Genomic DNA, 15,131 nt, shown 5'->3' with positions numbered 1-15,131 from the left:
CGGAGACAGTGAAGCCGGTAGCGCTCTTCGTCACCTGTCTGGTTGACCAACTCTACCCGCGCGTGGGCGAGGCCACGGTGCGCGTGCTGGAACGCGCCGGCTGCGCCGTGGCGTTTCCGGCGGAACAGACCTGCTGTGGCCAGGCGGCGTTCAACAACGGGTTCCAGGAAGAGGCGCGCGTACTGGGGCGGCGGTTCCTGGACGTGTTCGCCGATGCGCCGGCCATCGTGGCGCCGTCGGGTTCCTGCGCGGACATGGTGCGCGAGTGGTACCCGCACCTGTTTCGCGATGAGCCGGCGCTGGGTGTTCTGGCGCGGTCCGTCGCCTCCCGCACATATGAACTGAGCGAGTATTTGGTTCGCGTGCTGGGCGTTGACGACCTGGGCGCCCGTTTTCCCGCCACCGTCACTTACCACCCGTCCTGCCACGGCCTGCGTGGGCTGGGACTGCGGGAAGAGCCGCTCGGCCTGCTCCGGGCGGTGCGTGATCTGCGCCTGGTGGAACTTCCTGACGCCGGCCAGTGCTGCGGGTTCGGAGGGTTCTTCTCGATCAAGTTCGCGGCGCTCTCCGGCGCGATGCTCTCCGTCAAGCTCGACAACATCGAGGCCAGCGGCGCCGAGGTGGTCACGGCCACGGACGTAAGCTGCCTGATGCACATCTCCGGTGGACTCTCCCGCCGGGGCAGCCGCGTGCGCGCGCTGCACCTGGCAGAGATCCTGGCGGGATCGTGATGACGAACCGTCCGCCCCGGATCGACCTGATCCGCAACGTCGAGCGGGCGCTGCGGGACGCGTCGCTGCAACGCCAGATGGGCAAGGCCATGCCGGCGTCCCGCAAGGCGCGGGCCGACGTCGTGGCCGAACTGCCCGAATGGGAATCCCTGCGCAGCACCGCGGCCGGGATAAAGGACCACGTGCTGGCGAACTTGGAGTCGTACCTGCGGCAACTGGAGTCGCAGGTTTCCGCGCTCGGCGGCACAGTTCACTGGGCCTCCGGCGCCGCGGAGGCGCGCGCGATCATCACGGACCTGGCCCGCTCGCGCGGAGTGCGCCGGATCGTGAAGAGCAAGTCCATGACCACCGAGGAGATCTCCCTCAATGCGGCGCTGGAGGCGGCGGGTGCCCGCGTGGTCGAGACCGATCTGGGCGAGTACGTGGTGCAACTGGCCGGCGAGAGGCCCAGCCACCTGATTGCACCCGTGATCCACAAGCCCACAGAGGAGATCGCCGACCTTTTTGTCAGGAAGCTGGGCGTCCCGCGCTACGAGCGGCCTGAGGAGCTGGCCCGCGTGGCGCGGGAGGTGCTGCGCGCCGAGTTCCTGGCGGCCGAGATGGGGATCACCGGCGTCAACTTCGCCATAGCGGAGAGCGGCACGCTGGTGATCGTCGAGAACGAGGGCAACGCCCGACTCACGACCGCCCGGCCGCGCATCCACGTGGCCGTGATGGGGATCGAGAAGGTTCTGCCACGAATGGCGGACCTCAGCGTCTTCCTCCGGATACTCGCCCGCAGCGGCACAGGCCAGCGTGCAAGCGTCTACGTGTCGCTGCTCACCGGGCCGCGTCGGGCCGGTGAGACCGACGGTCCCGAGGAACTGCATCTGGTCATCCTGGACAACGGCCGGAGGCGCCTGCTGGCCGACCCAGGCCTGCGCACGGCGCTGCGGTGCATCCGGTGCGGCGCGTGCCAGAACGAGTGCCCTGTCTACCGGCACGCTGGCGGTCACGCCTACGGGTCGGTCTATGCCGGTCCGATAGGCGCCGTGCTGACACCTGCCTACGAGGGGATGGAGCGGGCCCGCGACCTGCCGTTCGCGTCCACACTGTGCCGGGCGTGCGCCGACGTCTGCCCGGTGAAGATTGACCTGCCCGGGATGCTGGTCGAGCTTCGGGCGCGGGCCGTGCGAACCGGGCTTGCGCCCTGGCGGGACAGGATGCTCGTGGGCGCGTGGACCTTCTTCATGCGCAGCCCTGCGCGATTCATGCTGGCAGGAGACCTGGGACGCCTGGCGCAGCGTCTTGTAGCGCGTGGAGGCAAGATCGAGCGTCTGCCGTACCCGCTGTCAGGGTGGACCGCGCACCGCGCCGCGCCGGCCCTTGCCTCGACGCCCTTCCGCGCGTGGTGGAAGTCGCGGCAGGGGGGACCCCGATGAACCGGCCGGTTCCCCCGGGCGATAACCCCACTGCCGATCCGATGGCGCTCTTCATCGAGAGGGCCGAGCAGGTAGGCATGTCGGTAATCACCGTCGGCACCTACGATGAGGCGGTCGAGCGGGCGGTGGCGTTGTGTAGGGAGCGGCGCGTGCAACGCGCCGCGCTGTGGGACACTCCTGAGATGGATCCGATCAGGGATCGGCTGCTCGCCGAGGGAGTGGAGGTCCTCGACCCTCGGGGATCCTTTGAGACGCTCGCTGGGGCCGAGATCGGGATCACCAGGGCAGAGTGGGGCGTGGCTGAGACCGGGTCGCTGGTCATCTCCACCGGTCCGGGCAAGCCGCAGGCGGCGTCCCTGCTGGCTCCGCTACACCTGGCGGTGCTGAGGTCCGACCGCATCGTGCCGGAACTGGCCACGCTCCTGGAGCGGAGCGACCCGCTGCCGTCGGCGCTGGTTCTCATCACCGGACCCAGCCGCAGCGCTGACATCGGGTTGGTTCCGGTGCTGGGCGCGCACGGGCCGATGGAGGTGGCGGTGCTGGTGGTGATGGCCAGCCAGGGGCGCTAAGAGTCAGCGCTCCTCCCCAGGGCGCAGCATGGCCGGCTCATCCAGAATGCCCATCAGCGCCCTGGCGCAGAACACACGATCGCGCTTCGTCGCTCCCACCTGCGAGAGGATTGAGAGCGACTCGAGCTGCTCGACAGCCCGCTGCGCCGTGGTGTAGGCCACGTTCAGACGTCTCGCCACCCGCTTGATCGTGCAATACGGGTTTTCGGCAAGCAGATCAATCACCGCGGCCGGCGTTCTTGACGGGAGGCGTGCAGGGTCACGCCTGTCAGGAAGTACTCGAGCCAGGCCTTCCATTCCCCGCGTTCGCTGACGCCCAGCAGGCGGCCGTAGTACTCTTGCCGCGTCGCTTCGAAGAAGGCGCTCAGGTCCAGGAGCGGCTTCGTCAGCACCTTCCGCTCGACCAGGAACAGGGTAATCAGCAATCTTCCTACCCGGCCGTTTCCGTCTAGAATCGGTGCTTTCGATGTCAAGCACCACCCGCCGTGAGGACTCCATGGCTTCCACCCGCGCAATCAACTCCCGGTTGAGCGCGGCCAGCCGGGCGAGGTTCTCGTCCCGGGCCAAATCCCCGACCCGATCGGCCGGAAGGTCGGATCCTGGGAGAGGAGCTCAGCATCGTTTCAGGCGGCGCGATTCGCCGGGTTGCCATGGCCAGATGTTCGACCGTATACTGAATCCAGGCCAGGAAGCCAGCATCGAGACCCCGGGCTTCTTCATGCACACCGCGGAGGCCGCAGGCGGGAGCCAGCACGCCGTGCCGTCACTCACCGATATCCCCGACATCCGCGTAGGCCATGTCACCGACCCGGTGGGCATTACCGGCTGCACCGCCGTGCTCTGCGGGGCCGGAGCCGTCGCCAGCGGTGAGGTGCGCGGAGCCGCGCCGGGCACGCGCGAGACCGATCTGCTGCACCCCGGAGCCTTCGTCCAACACGCCCACGCAGTGCTTCTGGCAGGCGGGAGCGCTTTTGGCCTGGCCGCCGCCGACGGCGTGGTGAGGTATCTCGAAGAGCGCGGGATCGGGTTCGATGCCGTGGTGGCGCGGGTTCCGATTGTGCCGTCCGCCGTGATCTTCGATCTCGCCATCGGCGATCCGCGCGCGCGCCCCGACGCCGCCATGGGATACGAAGCCTGCGTGCGGGCCACGGCAGAGCCGGTGGATGAAGGCAGCGTTGGCGCCGGTGCGGGCGCGACCGTGGGCAAGGCGCTGGGCATGGATCGTGCGATGAAAGGCGGCGTCGGGTCCTGGTGCGTTCGCCTGCCCGGCGGCCCATCCGTAGGCGCGCTGGTGGTGGTAAACGCCTACGGCGACGTGGTGGACGAAGGCACTGGCGAGATTCTGGCAGGAGCCCGCGGGCCCGACGGCCGGTGCGCGGGCACATCGCAAGTGCTGCTCCGGGGCGCGCCTGGCATGCCGTTCGGCGGGAACACCACGTTGGCCGTCATTGTTACCACCGCGGCTCTGTCCAAGGCTCAGGCCTGGCGCCTGGCGGTCCAGGGACACGCGGGGCTCTCACGCGCGATCGTCCCCTCACACACGCTCTACGACGGCGATACGGTGTTCGTCCTGGCGACGGGTCGGCATGAGATCGGCGTGGGGCAATCTCAGGAGTTGATCCAGATCGGTGAGGCGGCGGCCGAGACGGTCGCCGAGTCTGTGCGCCGGGCCGTCCGCGCGGCAAGGGGGCTCGGCGGAATCCCGGGACACACAGATCTTGCCGGATGCGGGTGACCGGCGTGTTCGCGGCTGTCAGTGCGTCATTCAGCTCGCCGGAGGTGAGCAGGTGGCCGTGAGGATAGGCGTATCGAGCTTCGCCGCCGTAAGGCAGCTGCTGCAGGACGTCGAGGCAGAGCTCGACGGCATGGGCGTCGGCGTGGAGGTCATGTGCGAGTGCCCGCATGCCTGGCCGGCGCCGGTGCCGTGGAACAGCGGGCCGCTGCTCGGGTTGCACATGCCGATCCTGGGGATCAACATGGCCAGCACGAACCCCGGCATCCGTGAGGAGTCGGTTCGGCAGGTGCTGGCAACAGTGGGCGAGGCGGCGCGGCTGGGCGCCCGCGGGGTCGTTGTGCATCCCGGCATTCCGCCATACAAGGAGGTCTTCCCTCGCGACCGCGGGCTTCCGTACGCCGTCGAGTCGCTGCGCCGGGTCGCCGAGGCGGCCGAGGCCGCAGGCGTCGAGGTGTACCTGGAGAACATGCCGGCCGTATCCATTGCCGACGGCGTGCCGCCGATGCCTTTCTCCTACGGTGTGCAGTACGACGAGCTGCGGGGCATCTTCGATCAGGTGAACCACCCGTCGCTGCGGCTGTGCCTGGATATCGGCCACGCCTATCTGGCCGGCGGCAACTGTCTGAAGGCGATGCTGCAGGACAACGACGTAGTGCACATCCACGTAAGCGACAACCACGGATGGCACGACGATCACCTGGCGTGGGGCGACGGGGACATTACCCGGGTCGTGGACCTTGCCCGCGACCTGCCCGAATCAGCCCAGAACATCATCGTCGAGACCGCGTCTCTTGAGTCATCCCGGAAGTCACTCGAGCGTATCTCGAAGGATCTCCTGTCGAGGAGGGGACAGCCATGAAGAGCCGAACCGCGCACGATCTGAGGACCACCCGGTGGGCGTGGAAGCTGACCGTGCTGGCGCTGGCCGCCGCCCTGGCGGCCGCAGGCGTTCCGGCGAGCGCCCAGGCACCCAGAGATCGCCTCACGTTTGCGCTGTCAGGGGGGCCCGACACGCTGGATCCCCACGGCACGGCGGCAACCCTGAGCTTCATGGTGATGAAGAGCCTGTATGACACGCTGGTCGAGCCCGACGACGAGGGCAAGCTGGTCCCGGCCCTCGCCGAGTCGTGGACCGTTTCCCCCGACGGCATCACCTGGACGTTCAAGCTGCGGCCGGGCGTGCGCTTCCACCACGGCAAGGTTCTCGACGCCGCAGACGTCAAGGCGACGTTGGAGCGGATCCTCGACCCGGCCACGCGATCGCCCCGGCGTCTCCAGATCGGGCCGATCCGCGCCGTCGAGGTCGTGGACCCGCTGACTGTCAGGATCGTGCTGGCGGAGCGGTTCTCGCCGATTCTCGCCGCCCTCGCCGAAGGATGGGGAGCGATTCTTCCCGCCGACCTGATCGCCCGCAAGCACGAGTTCGGCACCAAGCCCGTCGGCACCGGCCCGTTCACCCTGGGTGAATGGCAGCGCGACTCGTTCATCCGGCTGGCGCGCTTCGACGGCTACTGGATTAGCGGCCAGCCCAGGCTGCGCGAGGTGTTCATTCGATTCGTTCCAGAGCAGGCAGTGAAGGTCGCCGGGGTGCTGTCGGGCGAGTTCGACGCCGTGGACAACATCAATCCGGACGACCTGCCCCGCGTCCGCGCCAACCCGGACGTCAGGGTCATCACGCAGCTCACCAGCCTGGTCAACGTGGTCGCGGTCAACAACAGCCGGGGGCCGCTGCGCGACGTGCGCGTGCGGCGCGCGCTGTGGCACGCAATAGACCGTAGGCAGGTGCTCAGGACGGCCTACGGGACTGACTCGCGGACCTCCGCGGTGTTCATGGATGTCACGAGTCCCTTCTGGGTCGACCTGGGGGACCCGTACCCGTTTGACCCCGAGCGTGCGCGCCGGCTGCTGTCGGAGGCCGGGCACGGCGCCGGTCTGACCCTCGACCTCGTGCTGCCGCAGCCGTACCCGATGCACGTCGAGGCCGGGCAGCTGGTCCAGGCCATGCTGGCGAGGGCCGGCATCACGGCGCGCCCACGCGTCGTGGAGTGGGCCTTCTGGCTCTCCCGCGTCTTCGGCGGCGGCGAGTACGATCTCACCGTCATAGGACATACCGGTAAGCTCGATCCGGAGGGCCGCCTGGTGGGCTGGGGCGACCCCGCGAGGAACTACATTCGTTACGACAACCAGAAGGTCGTTGACCTGATCCATGCCGGCCGCATCACCTCAACCCCGGATCTCCGCAGGCGGATCTACGCCGAGGCCCTGAAGATAATGACAGAGGAGGCGATGATGGTGATCCTCGGAAGCCCGGCGCGGTACGTTGCGACCCGCGCGGGCGTCCGAGACTTCCGGCAGGTCTACGCCGTCGACACATACGACTTCCGCAAGACCACGAAGTAGATGCCGTTCGTCGTTCGACGGCTGCTCGCGGTGGCGCCCACGGTTCTCGTGGTCGCCACCGTCACCTTCTTCGCGCTCCAGGTCGTGCCCGGAGACATCGCGGAGATCATGCTGGGCGTGGACGCGCGCCAGGAGGACCTGGCGCAACTGCGTCGCGAACTCGGCCTCGACCGGCCCCTGGCGTTGCGGTACCTGGAATGGCTCGGCCACCTGGCGCGCGGCGACCTCGGGATGTCGGTCAGCTACAGGGAGCCGGTCGCGCGTCTCATCCTGGCCCGGCTGCCTGTCACGACCTCGGTCGCCGGCGCCGCCATGCTCATCGCGATCGTGGTGGCTCTCCCGCTGGGCGTGATGGCCGCCCGGAGGGCCTGGTCAGTGGTGGACCTGGCTGTGCTGGCCGGCTCGCAGGCCGGCCTGGCGGTGCCGGCGTTCTGGATGGGCATACTGCTGATACTGGGGCTGGCAGCGGCGCTTCCCATCTTCCCGCTGCAGGGCTACGTTGCGCTCAGCAAGAACCCGATTGAGTGGGGGCGGCACCTGTTCCTGCCGGCGCTGGCGCTGGGCACCGAGCGGGCCGCCGCGCTGGTGCGCCTGAGCCGAGCCGCCACCCTGGACGAGTTGCACAGGGATTACGTGCGCACCGCCCGAAGCAAGGGCCTGGTCGAGGCGTACGTCGTGCGCCGCCATGTGCTGCGCAACGCGCTCATCCCAGTGCTGACCGTGGCCGGGCTGCAACTTGGGTACCTGATGGGCGGCGCCATCGTGATAGAGCAGGTCTTTGGCCTGCCCGGGCTGGGCCGCCTGCTCCTGCACGGGATATTCTCCCGCGACCTGCTCATAGTGCAGGGCGTGGTCATCACCATCGCCATCATGTTCGCGCTGCTCAACCTGCTGGTGGATCTGCTGTACGCCGTGGTGGATCCGCGCATTACCTACGACTGATGGCCGCCGCCCGCCGCCGGCGTTACAACCTGCCCCTGCTGATCGGCGGCGCGCTGGTCCTGCTTGTCGCGGCTACCGCGCTGCTGGCGCCGGCCCTGGCGCCGCACGATCCGACGGCCATAGATCCTCCCCGCCGGCTTCTCCCTGCAGGGCCCGGCCATCTGCTGGGCACGGACCGGCTGGGCCGCGATGTGCTCAGCAGGATCCTCTACGGAGGCCGGGTAGCGGTAACGGTTGGCGTCGTGGCGGTTTCCATCGGCGCCGGAGCCGGGACGAGCATCGGTCTTCTCTCGGGGTACCGGGCCGGCCGGGTGGATGCCATTCTCATGCGGGTCATAGATGGCCTGATGGCCTTTCCATCCTTGTTGCTGGCGATCATGGTGGTGGCCGCGCTGGGGCCCGGGCACATCCAGACCATGATTGCGATCGGCGTTGTTCTGATACCCGTGTTCGCGCGCCTGTCCCGCGCGCAGACGCTGGCGGTGCGCGGCCAGGAGTTCGTGCTGGCAGCCAGGGCGCTGGGTGCGAAGGACGTCTTCATAGTGACATCCCACATCCTGCCCAACATCGCCGGGCCGCTGCTGATCCAGGCCACGGTCGCCTTCTCGGGCGCGGTGCTGGCCGAGGCGGCTCTCTCCTACCTGGGCCTAGGGACGCAGCCGCCGACCCCGAGCTGGGGCGGAATGCTGCTGGAGGCCCGCGACGTGCTCTTCGTCAGGCCGTGGATGGCAGTCTGGCCGGGCGCTGCGATCGCCTCCACGGTCCTTGGATGGAACCTGATGGGCGACGGCCTGCGCGACCTGCTCGACCCGCGCCTGCGGCAGGGACAGCGGTAGTGGAGAGCGCGCCGCCGCGCTTCGGCTCCGGCGCAGCCAACGTCCTGGCCGGGAAGGCGGCCGCGGCGGTGAACGCTGACGAGGTGGTGCGGCTCACGCGCGAACTCGTCAGGATCCCCAGCGTGTACCGTCCCGATGATCCGGCGGGCAACGAGACGGCGGTGGCGGCATACCTGGCAGGGCATCTCTCCCGCCTCGGGTTTCGGGTCTCGGTGCAAGAGGCGGCCCCGGGCCGCCCCAACGTTATTGCCGACTGGACCTCCCTCCGGTGGGGCAGGGGCCTCATCCTAGAAGGGCACACCGATGTTGTAACCGAGGGCGACCGCAGCGCATGGTCGCATCCGCCCTTCGATGCCGAGATCTCGGGCGGCCGCATCTATGGCCGCGGGGCCGCGGACATGAAGGGAGGGCTCTCCGCCGCGGTGTGCGCCCTCGACGCGGTGCGCAGAGCGGCGCCCGACCTGCCCGGCCGCATTCGGATTGCAGCGGTGGCCGACGAGGAAGGCATGATGCTGGGGATCAAGTCCTTCATCCGCGACGGGCACGCGCAAGGGTTCGACGGCGCGATCGTCTGTGAGCCGGAGGAGAACGAGATCTGTCTGCGTCAGAAGGGCGCCATGCGCGTGCTGGTTTCCTTCACGGGCAAGATGGCCCACGGCGCGATGCCCTATGCCGGCGCCAACCCCATTCCGGCGGCCGCGAGGTTCGTCACCCTGCTCTCGGAGGAGGACCGCCGTCAGCAGGAGGGTCATGAACGCGATCCCTACCTGGGCCTGCCCCACATCACGCCTACCACGTTTCGCGCGCCCGCGCACGGAGAGCCGCAGTTCAACGTGATTGCCGGCGAGGCGCGCGTGACGGTGGATGTGCGGACGATCCCAGGCCAGGATCACGCCAACCTGCACCGCGCCATCAGTGACCTCGCGAATGCCGCGCAGGCCGACGACCCCTGCGTGAGGGTAACCGTGGAGCTGGTCGAAGACCGCCCCTGGACGGAGACCACTCCGCGGGATGCCATTGTGCGGGCCATCGAGCGGGCCTTTCGGGAGTCGCTGGGCCGGGAGCCCCGGTACGGAGGCGTTCCCGGCTCAACCGACGGGACGTTTCTGCACGCGTGGGCCCGTATCCCCGTTGTGACCATCGGCCCCGGGAACCGGCAGATCCCGCATCAGGTTGACGAATACGTGGAGGTCGGCGAGCTGGTGGAGGCGGCCCGGCTGTACGCCGCCGCGATCGTGTACTTCCTGGGGGAGGAAGCGGCTCCAAATGGAACGAGGAGGTGCTGACGTGGAGACGCCGCGGAAGAAGAAGGGCACGATTCCTGACTTCCTGGAGCGGAAGCGCTCAGGCCGCAGGATCACAATGGTAACGGCATACGACTACGCCTTCGCGTCGCTCGTTGACTCGGTGGACATTGACATGATCCTTGTGGGCGATTCGGGCGCGATGACGACCTTGGGCTACAAAAACACCGTCCCGGTGACCATGGAAGAGATGCTGATCATGGCGCGGGCAGTGTCGATAGGTGCCCAGAACACGTTCCTTGTGGGAGACATGCCGTTCCTCTCATACGAAGTGTCCGCCGAACGGGCTGTCGAGAACGCCGGCCGCTTCCTGAAAGAGGCGGGGATGGACGCCGTGAAGCTGGAGGGCGGCAGGCGCACAGCGCCGGCTGTTCAGGCCATCGTGCGGGCCGGAATCCCGGTGATGGGCCACATCGGGTTGACGCCGCAGAGCGCTTCTCAGCTTGGAGGGTTTAGGGTGCAGGGGAAGACCATGGATTCTGCGCAGGCCGTGGTGGAGGACGCGCTCGCCCTGCAGGAGGCCGGTGTCTTCGCCATGGTGGTGGAGGCGGTTCCCGCACCTGTGGGGAAGATGGTCACGGAGGCCGTAGGCGTTCCCACCATAGGCATCGGTGCCGGTCCGGATTGTGACGGACAGGTGCTCGTCCTTCACGACATGCTGGGGCTGTTCGAGCGGTTTGTTCCGAAGTTCGTCAAACGGTACGCTAATCTTGGCGCGGCCTGCCGCGAATCACTGGCTCAGTTTGCCGTGGAGGTCCGGGAAAGGGCTTTTCCAGCTCCCGAGCACTGCTACCCCATGGATGCCGAACAGGCCAGGGAGTTGAGGGAAGGGCTTGTGCGCGCCGGCCTCTTGAGGTGACACGCTGCCCCTGAGGGAGGCGGTTGGGAATCGGGTGATTGCGATGGAGGCAGGAGGGGCGCGGCAGCTCAAGGTGTGCGTGATAGGCGCGGGAGCCATGGGGTCCCTGTTCGGGGGATATCTGTCGGCCGCCGGGCACGAGGTCTGGCTCGTGGACACAGCAACCGGGCACGCGGACGCCATCGCGCGCCAGGGGCTGCGCATTGTGGAGCCCAACGGCGAGGAACGGGTCGTGCGGCCGCGGGCCGTCACCGATCCCCGATCCGTCGGCCCGTGCGACCTGGTGCTGGTGTTCGTGAAGTCCTACCACACGAGGCAGGCCGCCGCCTCGCTTGCCCCGCTCCTCGCTCCGAGCACGGTGGTCCTGACTCTCCAGAACGGGCTAGGGAATGTTGACGCCCTGGCTGAGGAGGTACCCAGGAGCCATCTCATGGCAGGGACCACGGGTCAGGGGGCCAATGTGCTCGGGGCCGGACGCATCCACCATGCCGGCTCAGGCGAGACCCTGATCGGGGAACTGGACGGCGCGCCCACGGATCGGCTGCGATGCCTCGTGGAGGCGTTTACGGACGCCGGGCTCCATGCGTCTGCCAGCGACAACGTGCAGGGCGTGATATGGGCGAAGCTGCTCGTCAACATCGCCATCAACCCGCTGACCGCCATTCTGCGTGTGCGGAATGGGCGGCTGCTAGAGATGCCCGAAGCGGTCGAGATCATGAAGGAGGCGGTGGATGAAGGCCTCGCCGTGGCCGGCCGGGCCGGCGTGCGGGTGCCGCTGGAGGATCCCTGGGCGCACGTCCGGGATGTGGCCCGTCGGACCGGGGACAACAGGTCCTCGATGCTGCAGGATGTGGAGATGGAACGTCAGACCGAGATCGATGTGATCAACGGTGCCGTCGTCAGGGAAGGAGCCCGGCTGGGAGTTGCGACGCCGGTGAACCTCGCGCTGATGCGCCTGGTGAAGTGCTTAGAACAAGCCGGCCCAGGAAGCTAGAGACCCCGCTCTTCACCCGGCTCATCTCCTGCCCACGGGCATGATGTACAGCGGGTGCTCGCCCTCGGACATTCCCACGATCCTCCGAACCCGGTCGTCGTCGAACGCCCCAACAACGACCGTGCCCATCCCCAGGGAGACCGCCTGCAGGTACACGTTCTGGGCGGCGTGCCCGACCTCCATGTGCACGTACCGTATACCCCGCTCGCCGTACCGCCTGGTTGTGCGCTCGTACACGGCAGAGAAGACCAGCGCAACGGCGCCCTGCTCGACGCAGGATTGTCCCAACGCCGCGGCCGCCAGCTCCCTGCGCACGTCGCCCTCCCTCACCCGGGCGATCTCGTGGTCCAGGGGCCTGTACTTGTAGACTCCCTTCGGCAGTCCGGCCACGTTCCCGCCGACGAGATAGACCTCGAGCGGATATGTAGCACCCGCCGAGGGTGCTGTCCTGCGCGACTCCCTGGGCTCGGTGATGCCCTGCGCGGCCCAGAGGAGCTGCGAGATCTCGGCGAGGGACAGTGGCGCGTCCCGGTACTCCCTGACCGACCTCCTCCGCTGCAGCGTCTGCTCGACCGAGGTGTCGCCGTCCGTGCGCGGCGCGGGCAGCTTCACCCGCTCGCCGGAGGGCCCGGCGGCTCCCGACTCATCCTGCCAAGGGTTCAACGCCATCAACCACACTCCCAGCCCCAGGATTGCCACCGCTGTGGCGAAGGTGAGGACGCGAGACCTGCTCATGGTTCGATTCCCCCCCGCCCCAAGGAGTTCTCGCCAACACACTGCGGCCCTTCCGGTCAGCGGCAGCAGGCAGTCCACACGGCCTTCCCGGCGCCCTATCCTATAAGCCAGCGGATCAGACTCAGACTCACCGCGGCGATCAGCACCGAGGCGAAGAGGCCGACGTAGAACGGCCGAAGGCCGATCTCGCGCATCCGCCGGAGGTCGGCGCTCAGGCCTACCGCTGCCATCACCATGATAACAAGGAACTTCGCCAGCAGGCCTGCCAGGCGTACCGTCCTTGGATCAAACAGCCCCAGTGTGTTCAGGCCCGTGGCCAGCACGAACCACAGGACGAACCAAGGGAATACCCTGGCCACGCTGACGCTCCGGTGGCTGTGCGCGACGAGGCCGAAGACAAGCGCGAGGGGGACAAGCATCAAGGTTCGCGTAAGCTTGACGACCATGGCCGCCCTTCCGGCTTGCTCGCTATAGGCCAGCGAAGCGGCCATCACCGAGGACGTGTCGTGAATCGCCGCGCCGGCCCAGATCCCGAAGGTGGCATCCGGGAGCCCCAAGAGGTGCCCCATCAGCGGATAGACGACGACCGCAGCCATGTTGAACAGGAAGATCGTGGTGACCGCGAAGGCGATCTCCTCTTTCTTGGCCTGGATGATCGGCCCGACGGTCAGGACTGCCGTGGCACCGCAGATCGCCGTGCCCGCACCGATCAGTCTGACCAGCCCTGGAGGCGCCTGCACCCACCTGCCGAAGAGGCCGGTGAGTCCCAGGGCCAGGACGATCGTGGCGCATATAGCAAGAAAGGATGCGCTGCCCAGCGATACCACCTCGGTAAAGCTCAGCGTTGTGCCAAAGAGGACGATGGCCAGCCGCAGCAGACGGCCGAGCGTGAACTCTACCCCAGGGGCAAGCGCCGTGGGCGTTCCAACAGTGTTGCGGACAGTGTTGCGGATGGCCGCGCCTGCGAGAAGCGCGATCACAGGTGCTCCAACCAGGGGTACGAACCCGCCGAGGAACCACGCGGCGGCGGATATGAGGACGAGGACGGCGACTCCGGTAGCGGGCATGCTCTCGACTTCGCCCAACTCCAACCGGCCTCCTGGCCGGAGTTCCTAGGTTCCTCTACCGATGCGCCCAGCAGGCCCAGCGGCTATAATCGGGCCATGACGCTTGCCCCGCTGATCCGACGGCTGCGGGATATCGTGGGCGACGCCTACGTTCTGCACCGTCCGGAAGACCTGATCGTCTACGAGCAGGACGCGCTGATGGTCAGCCGGCACATGCCGGACCTGGTGGTGCTTCCGGATACCACCCAGCAGGTCTGTGAGGTCGTGCGGGCGGTGCGCGACTGGGGGCTGCCGATAGTTCCCAGGGGCGCCGGCACCGGGCTTGCCGGCGGCGCGATCCCGGAGCGCGGCGGCGTCGTGGTGGCGCTGACGCGCATGACGCGCGTGCACGATGTGGATCCGGTCGGCCGAACGGCGGTGGTGGAAGCCGGCGTGGTCAACGCCGAGCTGACCGCCATGCTCGAACCCTACGGGCTGTTCTTCGCGCCCGATCCGGGCAGCCAGGTGGCCGCGACGATCGGCGGCAACGTTGCCAACAACGCGGGCGGCCCGCACTGCCTGTCCTACGGGGTAACCAGCAACCATGTGCTCGGTCTGGAGGTGGTGCTGGCCGACGGAACCGTTACCTGCGTCGGCGGCCGCGCTCTGGACGCGCCCGGCTATGACGTGACCGGTGTCCTGGTCGGCTCGGAGGGCACGTTCGGCATTGTAACCAGGATCATAGTGCGCCTGCTCGCGCGACGCGAGGCGGTGCGGACGCTGCTGGCGGTCTACGACACCATGGATGCCGCCTGCGAGGCGGCATCGGCGGTGATCGCGGCAGGAATCATCCCTGAGGCGCTGGAGATCATTGACGGGATGTCCATGCGGGCGGTCAACAGGACGCTGCACGCGGGCTTTCCCGAGGACGCCGAGGCGGCCCTGCTCATCGAGGTCGAGGGGCTGGCTGAATCGGTGCCGGTACTGATAGAACGGATCGAGGCAATCTGCCACGGACAGGGCGCCAGCCGCGTCCAGACCGCGGCCACCGCCGCGGACCGCATGGGTCTCTGGAAGGGCCGCAAGCACGCCTTCGGCGCGCTCGGGAAACTTGCGCGCAAGGCGATCATGCTCGACGTTTGCGCCCCGCGCTCTCATCTGGCCGGGATAATGCGCAAGATCGCCGAGGCCGGCACACGCCTGAACATCCAGGTTGCCAACTTCTTCCATGCCGGGGACGGCAACCTGCATCCCAACCTGCTGTTCGAGTTCGACGACAACTCCTCTGAGTATGCGCGGGTCGTGGCCACCACCGAGGACATAATGTGGGCCTGCATCGCGGTCGGCGGCACGATCACCGGCGAACACGGACTGGGGATGGAGAAGCGGGAGTACCTGAGATGGATGTACTCGGACGACGACATCGCCGCGATGAAGCGCGTCAGGTCGGCCTTCGATCCGGACGGGGCGATGAACCCTGACAAGATATTTCCCACCGGTCGCCCGGTGCACGGGACGATCCCAGCGGCCAGGGCGGCAGGGGAGGCGGCCCGGTGATC

General features: G+C 68.0%; 16 protein-coding genes. 12 read left to right on the top strand and 4 right to left on the bottom strand.

Annotated elements, in window-relative coordinates:
• Positions 1-8: 8 nt before the first annotated feature.
• From FJX73_04440 to FJX73_04430, 3 genes are read left to right on the top strand one after another with little or no spacing between them, the layout of a single operon-like run.
• Positions 9-731 (top strand): (Fe-S)-binding protein, encoded by a 723-nt coding sequence (locus FJX73_04440; protein ID MBM3470026.1) that lies wholly within the window; start codon positions 9-11, stop codon positions 729-731.
• Positions 731-2,152, top strand: coding sequence for an iron-sulfur cluster-binding protein (locus tag FJX73_04435; GenBank protein ID MBM3470025.1), 1,422 nt, complete (start codon positions 731-733; stop codon positions 2,150-2,152). The genes FJX73_04440 and FJX73_04435 overlap by 1 nt, the downstream gene beginning before the upstream one ends.
• Positions 2,149-2,721 (top strand): hypothetical protein, encoded by a 573-nt coding sequence (locus tag FJX73_04430; protein MBM3470024.1) that lies wholly within the window; start codon positions 2,149-2,151, stop codon positions 2,719-2,721. The genes FJX73_04435 and FJX73_04430 overlap by 4 nt, the downstream gene beginning before the upstream one ends.
• Positions 2,722-2,724: 3 nt before the next feature.
• Here FJX73_04430 and FJX73_04425 read toward each other — a convergent pair whose 3' ends face one another.
• Positions 2,725-2,946 (bottom strand): winged helix-turn-helix transcriptional regulator, encoded by a 222-nt coding sequence (locus tag FJX73_04425; protein MBM3470023.1) that lies wholly within the window; start codon positions 2,944-2,946, stop codon positions 2,725-2,727.
• A complete protein-coding gene (locus tag FJX73_04420) occupies positions 2,943-3,194 on the bottom strand; it encodes a hypothetical protein (GenBank protein MBM3470022.1) in 252 nt (83 codons plus the stop codon). Before FJX73_04420 ends, FJX73_04425 begins: the two co-directional genes overlap by 4 nt.
• A 245-nt stretch (positions 3,195-3,439) precedes the next feature.
• Here FJX73_04420 and FJX73_04415 point away from each other — a divergent pair, with 245 nt between their 5' ends.
• Genes FJX73_04415 through FJX73_04380 form a run of 8 tightly spaced genes read left to right on the top strand, consistent with a single transcriptional unit; the run spans position 3,440 to position 11,791 of the window.
• A complete protein-coding gene (locus FJX73_04415; protein ID MBM3470021.1) occupies positions 3,440-4,456 on the top strand; it encodes a P1 family peptidase in 1,017 nt (338 codons plus the stop codon).
• 52 nt (positions 4,457-4,508) lie between these two features.
• Positions 4,509-5,315 (top strand): sugar phosphate isomerase/epimerase, encoded by an 807-nt coding sequence (locus FJX73_04410; protein ID MBM3470020.1) that lies wholly within the window; start codon positions 4,509-4,511, stop codon positions 5,313-5,315.
• Positions 5,312-6,856, top strand: coding sequence for a hypothetical protein (locus tag FJX73_04405; protein ID MBM3470019.1), 1,545 nt, complete (start codon positions 5,312-5,314; stop codon positions 6,854-6,856). The genes FJX73_04410 and FJX73_04405 overlap by 4 nt, the downstream gene beginning before the upstream one ends.
• A complete protein-coding gene (locus FJX73_04400; protein MBM3470018.1) occupies positions 6,857-7,798 on the top strand; it encodes an ABC transporter permease in 942 nt (313 codons plus the stop codon).
• Positions 7,798-8,634: an ABC transporter permease gene (locus FJX73_04395; GenBank protein ID MBM3470017.1), complete on the top strand. Its 837-nt coding sequence runs from the start codon at positions 7,798-7,800 to the stop codon at positions 8,632-8,634. The genes FJX73_04400 and FJX73_04395 overlap by 1 nt, the downstream gene beginning before the upstream one ends.
• The gene (locus tag FJX73_04390; protein MBM3470016.1) at positions 8,568-9,920 is read left to right on the top strand and encodes a M20 family metallopeptidase; all 1,353 of its coding nucleotides are present in this window, start codon (positions 8,568-8,570) and stop codon (positions 9,918-9,920) included. The genes FJX73_04395 and FJX73_04390 overlap by 67 nt, the downstream gene beginning before the upstream one ends.
• The gene (gene panB, locus FJX73_04385; GenBank protein ID MBM3470015.1) at positions 9,901-10,797 is read left to right on the top strand and encodes a 3-methyl-2-oxobutanoate hydroxymethyltransferase; all 897 of its coding nucleotides are present in this window, start codon (positions 9,901-9,903) and stop codon (positions 10,795-10,797) included. The genes FJX73_04390 and panB overlap by 20 nt, the downstream gene beginning before the upstream one ends.
• A gap of 43 nt (positions 10,798-10,840) precedes the next feature.
• Positions 10,841-11,791, top strand: a complete 951-nt coding sequence (locus tag FJX73_04380) for a 2-dehydropantoate 2-reductase (GenBank protein ID MBM3470014.1) — start codon at positions 10,841-10,843, stop codon at positions 11,789-11,791.
• Between the two features lie 21 nt (positions 11,792-11,812).
• Here the strand turns inward: FJX73_04380 and FJX73_04375 are convergent, their stop codons facing one another.
• Positions 11,813-12,526, bottom strand: coding sequence for a SagB/ThcOx family dehydrogenase (locus FJX73_04375; protein ID MBM3470013.1), 714 nt, complete (start codon positions 12,524-12,526; stop codon positions 11,813-11,815).
• A 95-nt stretch (positions 12,527-12,621) separates the two neighbouring features.
• Entirely contained in the window at positions 12,622-13,611 is a 990-nt protein-coding gene (locus tag FJX73_04370) for a putative sulfate exporter family transporter (protein ID MBM3470012.1), read from the bottom strand.
• 78 nt (positions 13,612-13,689) lie between these two features.
• On the opposite strand from FJX73_04370, the gene FJX73_04365 reads away from it, so the two are divergent.
• Entirely contained in the window at positions 13,690-15,129 is a 1,440-nt protein-coding gene (locus FJX73_04365) for an FAD-binding protein (protein MBM3470011.1), read from the top strand.
• Positions 15,130-15,131 lie beyond the last annotated feature (2 nt).

The sequence above is a fragment of the Armatimonadota bacterium genome (assembly GCA_016869025.1).
Classification (GTDB): domain Bacteria; phylum Sysuimicrobiota; class Sysuimicrobiia; order Sysuimicrobiales; family Humicultoraceae; genus VGFA01.
Note: the sequence above shows the minus strand (reverse complement) of the source record. Positions and strands in the feature narration are given on the sequence as shown.